The sequence below is a fragment of the Pseudomonas sp. 5.2 genome (assembly GCF_059025405.1).
This window is the reverse complement of sequence record NZ_JBYBHH010000009.1, coordinates 55,930-70,088: the sequence shown is the minus strand read 5'-3', so window position 1 is coordinate 70,088 and position 14,159 is coordinate 55,930. Positions and strand designations below refer to the sequence as shown.

Annotated in this window: 11 protein-coding genes; 7 read left to right on the top strand and 4 right to left on the bottom strand. The window is 65.3% G+C overall.

All coding sequences use genetic code 11. From position 1 onward, the window contains the following. Positions 1-10: 10 nt before the first annotated feature. Positions 11-916: an energy transducer TonB gene (locus AC5PZ0_RS15440; RefSeq protein WP_027592432.1), complete on the bottom strand. Its 906-nt coding sequence runs from the start codon at positions 914-916 to the stop codon at positions 11-13. A gap of 91 nt (positions 917-1,007) precedes the next feature. Continuing rightward, positions 1,008-1,961 carry a glutathione synthase gene (gene gshB / locus AC5PZ0_RS15435; protein WP_493855292.1) on the bottom strand — a complete coding sequence of 318 codons (954 nt, stop codon included), beginning with the start codon at positions 1,959-1,961 and terminating at the stop codon, positions 1,008-1,010. A gap of 253 nt (positions 1,962-2,214) precedes the next feature. Between gshB and AC5PZ0_RS15430 the strand changes: the two genes are divergently transcribed. The 7 genes from AC5PZ0_RS15430 (at position 2,215) to trhA (ending at position 11,852) form a co-directional block, all read left to right on the top strand. Beyond that, complete coding sequence (locus tag AC5PZ0_RS15430) at positions 2,215-2,595, top strand: response regulator (RefSeq protein ID WP_493855326.1); 381 nt, start codon at positions 2,215-2,217, stop codon at positions 2,593-2,595. A gap of 46 nt (positions 2,596-2,641) precedes the next feature. Continuing rightward, positions 2,642-3,007, top strand: coding sequence for a twitching motility response regulator PilH (gene pilH, locus AC5PZ0_RS15425; protein WP_099430634.1), 366 nt, complete (start codon positions 2,642-2,644; stop codon positions 3,005-3,007). Then, complete coding sequence (locus tag AC5PZ0_RS15420) at positions 3,004-3,558, top strand: chemotaxis protein CheW (RefSeq protein ID WP_027592436.1); 555 nt, start codon at positions 3,004-3,006, stop codon at positions 3,556-3,558. The genes pilH and AC5PZ0_RS15420 overlap by 4 nt, the downstream gene beginning before the upstream one ends. Before the next feature lie 47 nt (positions 3,559-3,605). Then, positions 3,606-5,630: a methyl-accepting chemotaxis protein gene (locus tag AC5PZ0_RS15415; RefSeq protein ID WP_189662490.1), complete on the top strand. Its 2,025-nt coding sequence runs from the start codon at positions 3,606-3,608 to the stop codon at positions 5,628-5,630. A gap of 9 nt (positions 5,631-5,639) precedes the next feature. Further along, the gene (locus tag AC5PZ0_RS15410) at positions 5,640-10,583 is read left to right on the top strand and encodes a hybrid sensor histidine kinase/response regulator (RefSeq protein WP_265968815.1); all 4,944 of its coding nucleotides are present in this window, start codon (positions 5,640-5,642) and stop codon (positions 10,581-10,583) included. Continuing rightward, positions 10,576-11,049, top strand: a complete 474-nt coding sequence (locus AC5PZ0_RS15405; protein WP_027592439.1) for a chemotaxis protein CheW — start codon at positions 10,576-10,578, stop codon at positions 11,047-11,049. The genes AC5PZ0_RS15410 and AC5PZ0_RS15405 overlap by 8 nt, the downstream gene beginning before the upstream one ends. A gap of 185 nt (positions 11,050-11,234) precedes the next feature. Beyond that, the gene (gene trhA, locus AC5PZ0_RS15400; RefSeq protein ID WP_027592440.1) at positions 11,235-11,852 is read left to right on the top strand and encodes a PAQR family membrane homeostasis protein TrhA; all 618 of its coding nucleotides are present in this window, start codon (positions 11,235-11,237) and stop codon (positions 11,850-11,852) included. A gap of 8 nt (positions 11,853-11,860) precedes the next feature. Here the strand turns inward: trhA and AC5PZ0_RS15395 are convergent, their stop codons facing one another. Beyond that, positions 11,861-12,580 (bottom strand): 16S rRNA (uracil(1498)-N(3))-methyltransferase, encoded by a 720-nt coding sequence (locus AC5PZ0_RS15395; RefSeq protein ID WP_493855291.1) that lies wholly within the window; start codon positions 12,578-12,580, stop codon positions 11,861-11,863. Positions 12,581-12,709: 129 nt separating this feature from the next. Further along, positions 12,710-14,116 (bottom strand): adenosylmethionine--8-amino-7-oxononanoate transaminase, encoded by a 1,407-nt coding sequence (locus tag AC5PZ0_RS15390; RefSeq protein ID WP_027592442.1) that lies wholly within the window; start codon positions 14,114-14,116, stop codon positions 12,710-12,712. Positions 14,117-14,159: the final 43 nt, after the last annotated feature.

The window sequence follows — 14,159 nt, the reverse complement described above, 5'->3', positions numbered from 1 at the left end:
AGCCAGCAAATCAGTTACTGGACAACCGGTCCCCACGGGCAAAGCGCCAGGTCCGGATGATCTCCAGCCGGTCGAATTCCGCCAAGTCCCCGGTAAACGGCGCAAACGGCGCCGCCAGCCTCACAATACGTTGCGCCGCCTGGTCCAGCACCGGTTGCCCGGACGATTCCAGCACCAGCACTTCGTACAGCGAACCATCGCGGTTGATCGAGACCATCATGCGCAAGTTGCCGTAGATCTGCTGGCGCCGCGCTTCGTCAGGGTAATTGAGGTTGCCCACCCGCTCGACCTTCTTGCGCCATTCTTCCTTGTACCAGGCGCCCTTGTCGCGCATGGTCGAGGCGGCGTTGAGGCGGTGGATGCGCGGGCGTTTGGCATACAGCTGCTGTTCATTGGACAGCTCTGCCTCAAGGCTGGCGATCTGGCTGGACAGCTGCGAGCTGTCAAAATCAGGCGTGGGCGTTGCAGGCTTTGGTTGCGCCTTGCTTTCCTTGGGCTTGGGCTCGACTTTGTGAGGCTTGGCGGCCTTGGTCACCACGGCCGACTTCTCAGGCGTGGGCGGCGGTGCGACCTCGGGCTTGGCCGCAGGCGGGGGCGTGACCTTGTTGATCTTGCTGTCCTGGAAGGGGGCGAGTTCGGTGGTCTTGGGCACCGCCTTCTTCTCCAGTGTGCCGCTGCCTTGCTGGTTGTCCTGAGCCTGGAAATCGGCCTTCTCGGGCGCTTTCTCGCTTTTGAAAGTGGCGAGGGTGATGTCCATGGTATGGCGGATTTCAGCCGGCTTGACCACGGTAAAACCGACGCCAAGGATCAGCGCCAGGTGCACCAGGGCAGCCAGGAACAGGGTAAAGCCGAGCCGGTCCACCGGGCGAACGCGCGGTGGCAGCAGGTCGGAGGGGATGTCAGCGGGCAGCGTCATCAGGTATCCAGCAACCGCGGGGCGGGGCAGCAGGCCAAGTAAAAAGGACCCGTATCATACCCCACTCCGCGATTGTGCCGCGCGTTGCCGGTCAGCGCGCCTTCAGCTGGCGATCAATGGCGTCCATCAATCGCCCGCCGATGTCGGTGTTGAAGGCGTTGTCGATCTCGCGAATACAGGTCGGGCTGGTGACGTTGATTTCGGTGAGGTGCTCGCCAATCACGTCCAGGCCAACGAACAGCAGCCCTTTCGCGCGCAGGGTCGGGCCGACCTGGGCGGCGATCCAGCGGTCACGTTCGGTCAGCGGGCGCGCTTCGCCACGGCCACCGGCGGCCAGGTTGCCGCGGGTTTCGCCACTGGCCGGGATGCGCGCCAGGCAGTAGTCGACCGGCTCGCCGTCGATCATCAGGATGCGCTTGTCGCCGTCCTTGATCGCTGGCAAGTAGGCCTGCGCCATGATCTGCTGCGCGCCCAGGGCGGTCAGGGTTTCGAGGATCACCGACAGGTTGGGGTCGCCGACCCGGTGGCGGAAGATCGAAGTGCCGCCCATGCCGTCCAGCGGCTTGAGGATCACGTCGCCATGCTTGGCCGCGAATTCGCGAATGATGTCCGGGCGGCGGCTGACCAGGGTCGGTGGCGTGCACTGCGGGAACAACGTGGCGAACAGTTTTTCGTTGCAGTCGCGCAGGCTCTGCGGGCGGTTGACCACCAGCACGCCTTCGGCCTCGGCCTGCTCCAGCAGGTAGGTGCTGTAGACGAATTCCATGTCGAACGGCGGGTCCTTGCGCATCAGGATCACGTCCAGCTCGGCCAGGGGGCTGTCCTGCTCGTCGCCCAGCTCGAACCAGCGCGCCGGGTCGGCGAACACGTTTAGCGGGCGCATGCGTGCACGGGCCTTGCCTTCGCCCTGGTACAGGTCGCGCTGTTCCATGTAGAACAGGCTCCAGCCGCGTGCCTGGGCGGCCAGCAGCATGGCCAGCGAGCTGTCCTTCTTGTAGGAGATGGACGCGATGGGGTCCATGACAATGCCGAGGCGAACGCTCATGGGGTGGTTCCTCTTGGCGGCGCGCAGCCGCGATGGATCGAAAGAAAAGTGGCTCAGGGTGGCGCCGGGAGCGCCGATGGTCAAGGGGCGCAGCAGATGGAATGGCTACCCGGAGTGTGCTAAAAATGCGAGGCACAATGCTGCGCAAACCTGTAGGAGCGGCCTTGTGTCGCGAAAGGGTCGCAACGCGGCCCCAGCAATTCTGGCCTGAGCAGCGACGGTAGCCCAAGTGATTGAACAACCCCTGAAGGTCATGGTGATCGACGACTCACGCACGATCCGCCGTACCGCGCAGATGTTGCTCGGCGAAGCGGGTTGCGAGGTGATTACCGCCAGCGATGGTTTCGATGCCCTGGCCAAGATCGTCGATCACCAGCCACGCATCATCTTCGTCGATGTGTTGATGCCGCGCCTGGACGGTTACCAGACCTGCGCCGTGATCAAGCACAACAGCGCTTTCAAGGACATACCGGTGATCCTCCTGTCGTCGCGCGACGGCCTGTTCGACAAGGCCCGCGGGCGGGTGGTGGGCTCCGACCAGTTCCTCACCAAGCCGTTCAGCAAAGAAGAACTGCTCGAAGCGATCCGGGCCCATGTGCCTGGTTTTGCCGAACACCAACAACACGCACCCTGACCGCGTCCGCCATGGCGCGGTCTTACTTTCCTGATGGGGAAACAGCATGGCCCGAGTTCTGATTGTCGACGACTCGCCGACAGAGATGTACAGATTGACCGAATGGCTGGAAAAGCACGGCTACGAGGTGCTCAAGGCCAACAACGGTGGCGATGGCGTGGCCCTGGCCCGTCAGGAAAAGCCCGACGCGGTGCTGATGGACATCGTCATGCCCGGCATGAACGGCTTCCAGGCCACTCGCCAGCTGAGCAAGGACGAGGAAACCAGCGCCATTCCGGTGATCGTGGTAACCACCAAGGACCAGGAAACCGACCGTATCTGGGCGACGCGCCAGGGCGCCCGCGACTTCCTGACCAAACCGGTCGAAGAAGACGCACTGATCGCCAAGCTCAAAGAAGTGCTGGGGACTTGACCACCCGCCCTCATGGCGCGTCGCTGACCGCCTTCGAGTTGCTGTTGGACATCGACCGGCGCTGCCGCCTGCTGGTGGCGGACCAGCCACCGCAGGACACCCGCCTGCAACAGTGGAGCGGGATCGGCTTTCGGATTGCCGGGCAGTGGTTCGTCGCGCCCATGGGCGAGGTGGCCGAAGTGCTGCGCGAACCGCGCAGCAGCCGTGTTCCTGGGGTTCAGCCCTGGGTCTGCGGGGTTGCCAACTTGCGCGGGCGGTTGCTGCCGGTAATGGACCTGAGCAGCTTCTTCGGGCTTGGCCCGGCCGCCCCCGGCAAGCAGCGGCGGGTGCTGGTGCTGGACCATGAGGACCTGTTCGTCGGCCTGCTGGTGGACGAAGTACTGGGGCTGCAGCACTTTGCCCTGAGCAGCCTGGAGCTTTCGCCCCCGCAGCCATTGATCCGCGCGGCCGCCCGCTTTGTGCAGGGGCACTTCCCGCGTGAACGCAATTGGGCAATTTTCAGCCCCTTCGCCCTGGCCCAGGCGCCGGGCTTTCTTGATGTGGCGTTATAGGACCTGCGAACGTGAACAAGCCTGCCACCAGCGCTACTGCAACGCCCATGGCTCCGCGAACGCGCAGCATCGCGCAGATCACCGTGCTGTTTTTGGTGCTGATCTTGTCGATCATCCTGTTGTTCGCCAATTTCGCCTACCTGAGCACCCAGTCCAACTACGACAAACAGTACATCGGCCATGCCGGTGAGCTTCGCGTGCTGTCCCAGCGGATTGCCAAGAACGCCACCGAGGCGGCGACGGGCAAGGCCTTGGCGTTCAAGCTGCTGTCGGATGCGCGCAACGATTTCGAGCGGCGCTGGAGCTACCTGCGCGAAGGTGACACGTCCACCGGCCTGCCAGCGGCACCGGCCACGGTGCGCGATGAGATGGAAGCCGTCCGCCAGGACTGGGAGAACCTGCGCAAGAACACCGATACCATCCTGGCCAGCGAGCAGACGGTGTTGTCGCTGCACCAGGTGGCGGCAACGCTTGCCGAGACCGTGCCGCAGTTGCAGGTCGAATACGAAAAGGTGGTCGAAATCCTGCTGCAGAGCGGTGCCCCGGCCAACCAGGTGGTCGTCGCCCAGCGCCAGTTGCTGCTGGCTGAGCGCATCCTCGGTTCGGTCAACACGGTGCTGGCCGGTGACGACACCGCGGCCCAGGCCGCCGATGCCTTCGGCCGCGATGCCGGCCGTTTTGGCCAGGTGCTGGAGGGCATGCTCAACGGCAACCCCGCGCTGCAGGTGACCCGCGTCGAGGACGCCGATGCCCGGGCGCGGTTGGCTGAAATCGCCGAGCTGTTCCAGTTCGTGGCCGGCTCGGTGGACGAAATCCTCGAAACATCGCCCGAACTGTTCCGCGTGCGTGAAGCCGCAGGCAACATCTTCAGCCTGTCGCAAACCCTGCTCGACGAGGCCTCGCACCTGGCCAACGGCTTCGAGAACCTGGCCGGCGGGCGTACCCTGGACACGGTCGGCGGCTACGTCCTGGGCCTGCTGGCGCTGGCCTCGATCATCCTCATTGGCCTGGTCATGGTGCGCACCACCAACCGGCAACTGCGCGAGACCGCAGAGAAGAACGAACGCAACCAGCAGGCGATCATGCGCCTGCTCGACGAGATCGAAGAGCTGGCCGATGGCGACCTGACCGTCACCGTGTCGGTTACCGAAGACTTTACCGGCGCCATCGCCGACTCGATCAACTACTCCGTCGACCAACTGCGTGACCTGGTCGCCACCATCAACCACAGCGCCGTGCAAGTGGCCGCTGCCGTGCAGGACACGCAGAACACCGCGCGTCAGCTGGCCAAAGCGTCCGAGCACCAGGCCGCGCAAATCAGCGAGGCGTCCGAGGCGGTGGGCGACATGGTCGAATCGATCGACCGGGTGTCGGCGCATGCCTATGAGTCGGCCAAGGTGGCCGAGCGCTCAGTGGCGATCGCCAACAAGGGCAACGAGGTGGTGCACAACACCATCAACGGCATGGACAACATTCGCGAACAGATTCAGGACACCGCCAAGCGGATCAAGCGCCTGGGTGAGTCGTCACAGGAGATCGGCGACATCGTGAGCTTGATCGACGACATTGCCGACCAGACCAACATCCTGGCCCTCAACGCCGCGATCCAGGCCTCGCTGGCCGGTGAAGCCGGGCGTGGTTTCGCGGTGGTTGCCGACGAAGTGCAGCGCCTGGCCGAGCGTTCGTCGTCGGCCACGCGGCAGATCGAGGCGCTGGTGCGCACCATTCAGGCCGATACCAACGAGGCGGTGATCTCCATGGAGCAGACCACCGCCGAAGTGGTACGCGGCGCGCGCCTGGCCCAGGATGCCGGGGTGGCGCTGGCGGAGATCGAAGGGGTGTCGCAAAACCTGGCTGAGCTGATCCACAGTATTTCCGACGCGGCCCAGTTGCAGACGTCTTCTGCCGGGCAGATCTCCCACACCATGGCCGTTATCCAGCAGATCACCGCGCAGACGTCTGCCGGGTCCGGCGCCACTGCCGACAGCATCCGCCACCTGGCACGCATGGCCAGCGAGATGCGCCGGTCTGTTTCTGGTTTCACCCTGCCGGCACCTGCCGAGCCGCGCTGAGGAATGCCAATGGCTTCTGCCGCTGTAAGCCCCGAGCGCCACGAAACGGTAGCGCTGGCCTGGACCAAGGCCGCCATCCTCGACTGCCTGGGCCAGGCGCGACAGGCCCTGGAGCGTTTTGCTGGCGAGCCGGGCGATCTGTCCATGCTGGCGTTCGTGGTCGACAACCTGCACCAGGTGCACGGTTGCCTGCGCATGCTCGAGTTGCGCGGTGCGACGCGCCTGGCTGAAGAGCTGGAGCTGTTCGCCCGGGCCTTGGCCGACGGCCAGGTCAGCCCACGCGGCGACTGCCTGGGGGCGCTGTTCCGTGGCCTGGAGCAACTGCCGTCGTACCTGGAACGGCTGCGCGGCGCGCGCCACGACCTGCCCTTGGTGATGCTGCCGTTGCTCAACCAGCTGCGCGCCTGCCGCGGCGTGGAGCCCCTGGCCCAGGCCAGCCTCATCAGTGGCACTGCCCAGCGCTTTGCCGGCTCCGATGACCTGGCCAACCTTGACCTGTCGCTGGGCAACTGGCGGGAACAGATGCAGGCCGGGCCCGGCCGCGATGCCCTGCGCTCGGTGGTGAGCGCGCTGTGCGACGACCTGATGCGCATCAAGGAACGCCTGGACCAGTTCGTGCGCGGCGACCGCCAGCACAGCGAACAGTCCGAAGCCCTGCTCGCACCGTTGCGCCATGTCGCCGACACCCTGGCGGTGCTGGGCTTCCAGCAGCCGCGGCGGGTGATTATCGACCAGGTGCTGGCGCTGCAGGCCTTGGCCCCCGGCGAGGGCTCGGTGGATGACGCGGTCTTGATGGATGTGGCGGGCGCCCTGTTGTATGTAGAGGCGACCCTCAATGGCATGGTCGGCCCGCTGGAAGAAAGCGGGCAGGGCGGGATGCCGGGCTCGGACCTCACCGAGATCCGACAGTTGGTGCTGAGCGAGTCGCTGGCCGTACTGCAGCAGGCCAAGGACTTGATTGGTGATTGCCTGGAGTCCGACTGGCCCCGGCAGCGCCTGCAGCCGCTGCCGGGGCTGCTGCAGCAAGTGCGCGGGGCGCTGGCGATGCTGATGCTGCCGGGCCCTGCCGACGTGTTTGCCGGCTGCGCCAGCTACGTGCAACGCTGGTTGCAGCACCTGGACGTCGAGCCGCCAGCCGATGAGCTGGCGCACCTGGCCGATGCCCTGAGCGCAGCCGAATGCTACCTGCAATGGCGGGTGGCCGACCCGCTTGCCGATGCTCAGCCCTTCATCGAAATGGCGCGCGCCAGCCTGGCGGCACTGGGCGTGGCCTGCGCGGTCAGCGAAACCGGCTTCGGCCAACAAGACTACGGCGATGGCATCGACGACGAGCTGCGCGATGTGTTCCTCGACGAGGCCGGTGAACTGCTGCCGGAAATCGAGCGCCACTGGCTGCGCTGGCGCGCCGACAACCAGCAGCGTGAGGCACTGCTGGAAGTGCGCCGTGCGCTGCATACGCTCAAGGGCAGCGGGCGCATGGTGCATGCCGAGGCGGTGGCCGAGCTGGCCTGGGGCGCGGAGCACCTGCTCAATCGAATGCTCGAAGGCCGAAGCGTGCTCACCCCGGAAGGGGTGGTCGCCTTGCAGCAAGTGTTCGTCCACCTGCCTGACCTGTTGGCCGACTTTGCCGCCGGGCAGTTACCGCAGCTGACCGAAATCGAGCAACTGGCCGGGCATCTGCATGCCCTGGCCGAAAACGATGCGCCACCTGCTGCTGAGGTGGATGGCCTCGATCCGCACTTGCTGGACATCTTCCGCAGCGAGGCGCACGGCCACCTGGCCAGCCTCGAGGCATTCTTGCAGGGCGCCGACGGCCACGACACCCCGGTCAGCGACAGCCTGCAACGCGCCTTGCACACGCTCAAGGGCAGCGCCGCCATGGCGGGCGTGATGCCCGTCGCCGAGCTGGCCACCGCCTTCGACCGCCTGGCGCGTGAGTACAAGGGCCACCAGTTGCCCCTGCAAGTGGCTGAAATCGAATGGCTGGAGGCCGGGCGTTCATTGTTCCACTTGGGCCTGGCACAGCTGGACAGCACGCCGCTGGCGGCCATCCCGGGTGCCGCCGAATTGATCGAACAAGTGGGCCAGGCGGTGGATGTGCGCCTGGCCACCCTGCATGAAGACCCGCAGCATGCGCGCCGCAACAAGCGCGACCCGCAATTGACCGCCAGCTTCCTGGCCCAGGCCATGGACATTTTGCTCGACGCCGAGTCGTTGCTGTCGCGCTGGCAAGAGCAGCCGGGGCAGCGCCAGGCGCTGGACACCCTGCTCGATGAGCTGACCAGCCTGGGCCACGCGGCGCACCTGGCTGACCTGTGGCAGATGGACGATGTCTGCGAGGCCCTGCTCGACGTCTATGGTGCCGTGGAAGAGGGCAGCCTGGCCGCCGACGCACGCTTTTTCGCCCAGGCACAGGCAGGCCATGAAGCGCTGCTGGACATGCTCGACGAGGTGGCCGCCGGGCAGGAGATTTCGCCCAGGCCGGCGCTGATCGACAGCTTGCGCAGCCTCTTGGCGCAGGCCTTGGCACCTGAGGCCACGGGCCTTGTGGGCATCGATACGGTCACCCCGTTGCACCCCGACATGGACCTTGGCCTGGGGCTGTCGCGCAACCTGGCACTGCCGCCAGCGAGCGAGCCGTTGACTGAAGAGCCTGAGAGCCCAGGCGACAAGGAGCTGCTGGAAGTCTTCCTGGAAGAAAGCTCGGACATCGTCGAAAGCGCCGCTGCGGCCCTGGCGCGCTGGCAGGCCGACCCGCGCAGCAGTGTCGAGGTGGATAACCTGCTGCGTGACCTGCATACCCTTAAAGGCGGTGCCCGCATGGTCGAGATCGCCGCCATCGGCGACCTGGCCCACGAGCTGGAATTTCTTTACGAACTGCTCGCTGCCGGCCGCCTGCCGCCGAGCCCGCCGTTGTTCGCTTTGCTGCAGAATTGCCATGACCGCCTGGCGCACATGCTCGATGCGGTGCGCCTGGGGCAGCCGCTGCATGCCGCCACGGCGCTGATCGACTACATCCGCAACTTCAGCAGTGCGGCCCTGACCGACAGCGCGGCGGGCCAAGGTGCTGTCGAGGCTTCGGCCCTCGAAGTGCCTGCTGCCGCGCCGGAGCGGGCAGCCGGCGACATGGTCAAGGTCGATGCCGAACTGCTCGACGACCTGGGCAACCTGGCCGGTGAGCATTCGGTGATCCGTGGCCGCATCGAGCAGCAGGTCAACGACGCCCAGTTCACCCTCAACGAAATGGAAACCACCCTGGAGCGCATGCGTGACCAGCTGCTGCGCCTGGATGTCGAGACCCAGGGGCGGATTTCCAGCCGGCAGCCGTTCGAGAGCGACGCCTACGACGATTTCGACCCCCTTGAAATGGACCGCCACTCGCAGCTGCAGCAGCTGTCGCGGGCCCTGTTCGAGTCGGCCTCCGACCTGCTCGACCTGAAGGAAACCCTGGCCCAGCGTGCCCAGGAAGCCTACGGCCTGTTGCAGCAGCAGGCGCGGGTGAACAGCCAGTTGCAGGAAGGCCTGACCGCGACCCTGATGGTGCCCTTCGAACGCTTGGTGCCGCGCTTGCAGCGCGTGGTGCGGCAGGTGGCCAGCGAGCTGGGCAAGCAGGTTGAACTGGTGGTCGGCAATGCCGAAGGTGAGTTGGACCGCAGCGTGCTCGAGCGCATGGTGGCGCCCTTGGAGCACATGCTGCGCAACGCCGTCGACCATGGCCTGGAAAGCCGCGAAGCACGCCTGGCTGCCGGCAAACCGGAGCACGGCACGATTCACCTGAACCTGTTGCACGAAGGCGCCGACATCGTCATCGAGATGACCGACGATGGCGCCGGCGTACCCTTGGAGGCCGTGCGGCGCAAGGCGATCAAGCGTGGCCTGCTGGACCCGCAGGCCCACTTGAGCGATCACGAGGTCTTGCAGTTCATTCTGCGCCCCGGTTTCTCCACCGCCGAGAAGATCACCCAGATTTCCGGGCGTGGCCTGGGCATGGACGTGGTGCACGAAGAGGTCAAGCAACTGGGGGGCTCGATGACCATCGAGTCGGCCCAGGGCAAGGGCGCACGCTTTCTGATCCGCCTGCCGTTCACGGTGTCGATCAACCGCGCGCTGATGGTGCACCTGGGCGAGGACCAATACGCGATCCCGCTCAATACCATCGAAGGCATTGTCCGCGTGCCGCCTGCGGAGCTGGCGGCGTGCTACCAACTGGATGCCCCGCGTTACGTCTACGCAGGCCACACCTACGACCTGCGTTACCTGGGTGAATTGCTGCAAGGCCAGCCACGGCCCAGCCTGCTTGGGCAAAGCGTGCCGCTGCCGGTGCTGCTGGTGCATTCCCAGGAGCAGTCGTTCGCCATCCAGGCTGACAGCCTGTCACCCAGCCGGGAGATCGTGGTGAAGAGCCTCGGCCCGCAATTCGCTGCGGTCGCTGGGTTGTCGGGCGCGACCTTGTTGGGCGACGGCCGGGTCGTGTTGATTCTCGACCTGCTGGGCCAATTGCGTGGCCAGCAACGGCGCCTGGCGCGCTTGCCGGGCGGCGGCGATGCCCAGCGGCAATTGTTCGGCCCGGCGCCGCGCCGGTCACTGCTGGTGATGGTAGTGGACGATTCGGTCACCGTGCGCAAGGTCACCAGCCGGCTGCTGGAGCGTCATGGCATGAGCGTGCTCACTGCCAAGGACGGGGTCGATGCCATGGCGCAGTTGGAAGAGCATCGGCCGGATGTGTTGCTGCTGGACATCGAGATGCCCCGCATGGACGGTTTCGAGGTGGCCACGCGCATTCGACGCGACGAGCGCCTGAAGGATTTGCCAATCATCATGATCACCTCGCGCACCGGGCAGAAGCACCGCGACCGGGCCATGGCCATTGGTGTCAATGAATACCTGGGCAAGCCTTACCAGGAGTCTGTGTTGCTGCAGAGCATCGCCCACTGGAGCCAAACCCATGCTTGAGCTGATCTCGGGCCAGCGTAGCAGCCTTACCGGCCTGTTGTTGCCCTTGGGCGACCGTACCTTGGTCTTGCCCAATGTCGCCGTGGCCGAACTGTTCGGCCAGCGCAACCTGGTGTGCCAGCGTGGCGAGCCCGCCTGGCACCTGGGCTGGATCGACTGGCGCAAGCAGCGTTTGCCACTGATCGGGTTCGAGGCCGCATGCGGCGGCGAAACCCCGTGTGGCGAGCGCGCGCGCATCGTGGTGCTCAATGCCCTGGGCGATACCGGGCTGCGTTACCTGGCGGTGCTGCTGCAGGACATCCCACGCTCGTGCAAGCTCGACAGCCAGCTCAATTATGTGGATGTGGCGCTGGGCAGCCTGGAGCTGGCGGCGGTGCAGGTGGGCGAGCAGGTGGCGCGGGTGCCGGACCTGGTGGCCTTGGAACGGCTGGTGCGTGACGCGGATCTGCAACCTCTCGCAGGATAGGCTGCGGATAGCGCGGTCCCTGTAGGAGCAGCCTTGCGCTGCGAAGAGGCCGCAAAACGCTGCGCAGATCTACTGTGTAATCACTGGCCTCTTCGCAGCACAAGGCTGCTCCTACAAAGGGTTGAATTACCAGAGGATCGCGCAGGTTTTTGGAACCCAGCCCCTCACAGGAGGTCTGTGTTTGCATGTATTACGGTGAACGCTTCAACGCCTGGACCCACTTGGTCGGCGCCATCCTGGCCTGCATCGGTGCCATCTGGCTGATCGTCGTCGCGGGCCTGCAGGGCGACCCCTGGAAGATCGTCAGTTTCTCCATCTACGGCGGCACGCTGTTGCTGCTCTACAGCATTTCCACCCTCTACCACAGCACGCGTGGGCGGGCGAAGGTGATCATGCGCAAGCTCGATCACCTGTCGATCTACCTGCTGATTGCCGGCAGCTACACCCCGTTCTGCCTGGTCAGCTTGCGCGGGCCTTGGGGCTGGAGTTTGTTCGGGGTGGTCTGGGGGCTGGCGGTGATCGGCATGCTGCAGGAGATCAAGCCCCGCTCCGAGGCGCGGGTGCTGTCGATCATCATCTATGCGGTGATGGGCTGGATTGTCCTGGTGGCGGTCAACCCGCTGCTGCGCAGCCTCGGTACCGCCGGTTTCGCCTGGTTGGCGGCCGGCGGGGTGTTCTACACGGTGGGCATCATTTTCTTTGCCTTCGACAGCCGCTTTCGCCACTGGCACGGCATCTGGCACCTGTTCGTGATCGCCGGCAGCCTGCTGCACTTCATCGCCGTGTCGTTCTACGTACTTTAGGCGCAGGGTTAAAAATCGCCCCACAACTGCTGTGCCACCGACAGCGCCACCACTGGCGCGGTTTCGGTCCGCAGCACGCGTGGGCCGAGGCGCGCGGCGTGGAAGCCGGCGGCCTTGGCCTGGTCGACTTCCGCGTCGTTAAGGCCGCCTTCGGGGCCGATCAGGAAGGCCAGGCGTGACGGTGTGTCGTGGCTGGTCAGTGGTTCGGCCACCGGGTGCAGGACCAGTTTCAGGTCGGCTTCGGTGGTTTTGATCCATTCGGCCAGTGTCACCGGCGGATGGATCACGGGCAGGCTCGACCGGCCGCACTGTTCACAGGCACTGATAGCCACCTGGCGCCAGTGGGCCAGGCGCTTGTCGGCGCGTTCGTCCTTGAGGCGCACTTCACAGCGCTCGCTGACGATCGGGGTGATTTCATTGGCGCCCAGTTCGGTGGCCTTTTGAATGGCCCAATCCATGCGCTCGCCACGGGACAGGCCCTGGCCGAGGTGGATGTGCAGCGTCGATTCGGCTTGGCCAGCCAGGGCCTGGTCCAGTGTCACGCGCACGGTTTTCTTGCCGACTTCGAGCAACTGGCCACGGTATTCCTGGCCGCTGCCGTCGAACAGTTGCACGGCATCACCGGGGGCCATGCGCAGCACGCGGCCGATGTAATGGGCCTGGGCTTCGGGCAGGTCATGCTCGCCAAGGCTCAGGGGGGCGTCGATGAAGAAGCGGGACAGTCTCATGGTTCTGCTCGGACGAAAAGGGATCATGTGAGCCTGTGGGAGCGGGTTCACCCGCGAATGCGAAGGTGGGGACAACATCGCATTCGCGGGTAAACCCGCTCCCACAGGGTCGGCAGTGGGCTTATGGGCCTAGCCCGGGTCGCGGAAGTCGGGGTGGAAGTTGGCCGGTACGGCAACGCTGACGCTGTCGCGGGTGGCGATGTCGATGCCTTCGCTGGCCACCTCGGCGAGGAAGTCGATCTGCTCGGGCGTGATCACATACGGCGGCAGGAAGTACACCACGCTGCCCAGCGGGCGCAGCAGCGCGCCGCGGGTCAGGGCGTGCTCGAAGACCTTCAAGCCACGGCGCTCCTGCCAGGGGTAGGCAACCTTGCCGGCCTTGTCCTGGACCATCTCGATGGCCAGGGCCATGCCGGTCTGGCGGATTTCGGCGACATGCGCATGGTCGGCCAGGTGCGCGGTGGCCGTGGCCATGCGCACGGACAAGGCCTTGTTGGCCTCGATCACGTTGTCCTGTTCGAAAATATCCAGGGTCGCCAGCGCTGCGGCGCAGGCCAGCGGGTTGCCGGTGTAGCTGTGCGAGTGGAGGAACGCGCGCAGGGTCGGGTAGTCGTCGTAGAAGGCCTGGTACACGGTATCGGTGGTCAGGCACGCGGCCAGCGGCAGGTAACCCCCGGTCAGGGCCTTGGACAGGCACAGAAAGTCTGGGCGGATGCCGGCCTGTTCACAGGCGAACATCGTCCCGGTGCGGCCGAAGCCCACGGCGATTTCGTCGTGGATCAGGTGCACGCCGTAGCGGTCACACGCTTCGCGCAGCAGTTTCAGGTAAACCGGGTGGTACATGCGCATGCCGCCTGCGCCCTGGATCAGCGGCTCGATGATTACCGCGCTGATGGTGGCGTGGTGTTCGGCCAGGGTTTGTTCCATAGCCTGGAACAGGTTGCGCGAGTGTTCTTCCCAGCCCATGCCCTCAGGGCGCAGGTAGCAATCGGGGCTGGGCACCTTGATGGTGTCGAGCAGCAGCGCCTTGTAGGTTTCGGTGAACAGTGGCACGTCGCCTACCGACATCGCGGCAATGGTTTCGCCGTGGTAGCTGTTGGTCAGGGTAACGAAACGCTTCTTCTCGGGTTTGCCGATGTTCTGCCAGTAATGGAAGCTCATCTTCAACGCGACTTCGATGCAGGATGAGCCGTTGTCGGCGTAGAACACACGGTCCAGCCCGGCTGGGGTCATGGCGACGAGGCGCTCGGACAGCTCGATCACCGGCTGGTGGCTGAAACCGGCCAGGATCACGTGCTCCAGCTGGTCGACCTGGTCCTTGATGCGCTGGTTGATGCGGGGGTTGGCATGGCCGAACACGTTGACCCACCAACTGCTCACGGCGTCCAGGTAGCGCTTGCCTTCGAAGTCCTCCAGCCACACGCCTTCACCACGCTTGATCGGGATCAGCGGCAGTTGCTCGTGGTCTTTCATCTGGGTGCAGGGGTGCCACAGGACCTTGAGGTCACGTTGCATCCACTGATCGTTGAGGCCCATGGGTACTTCTCCTGGCTTTGCTGCTGGCTTGGACCGCGTAAGC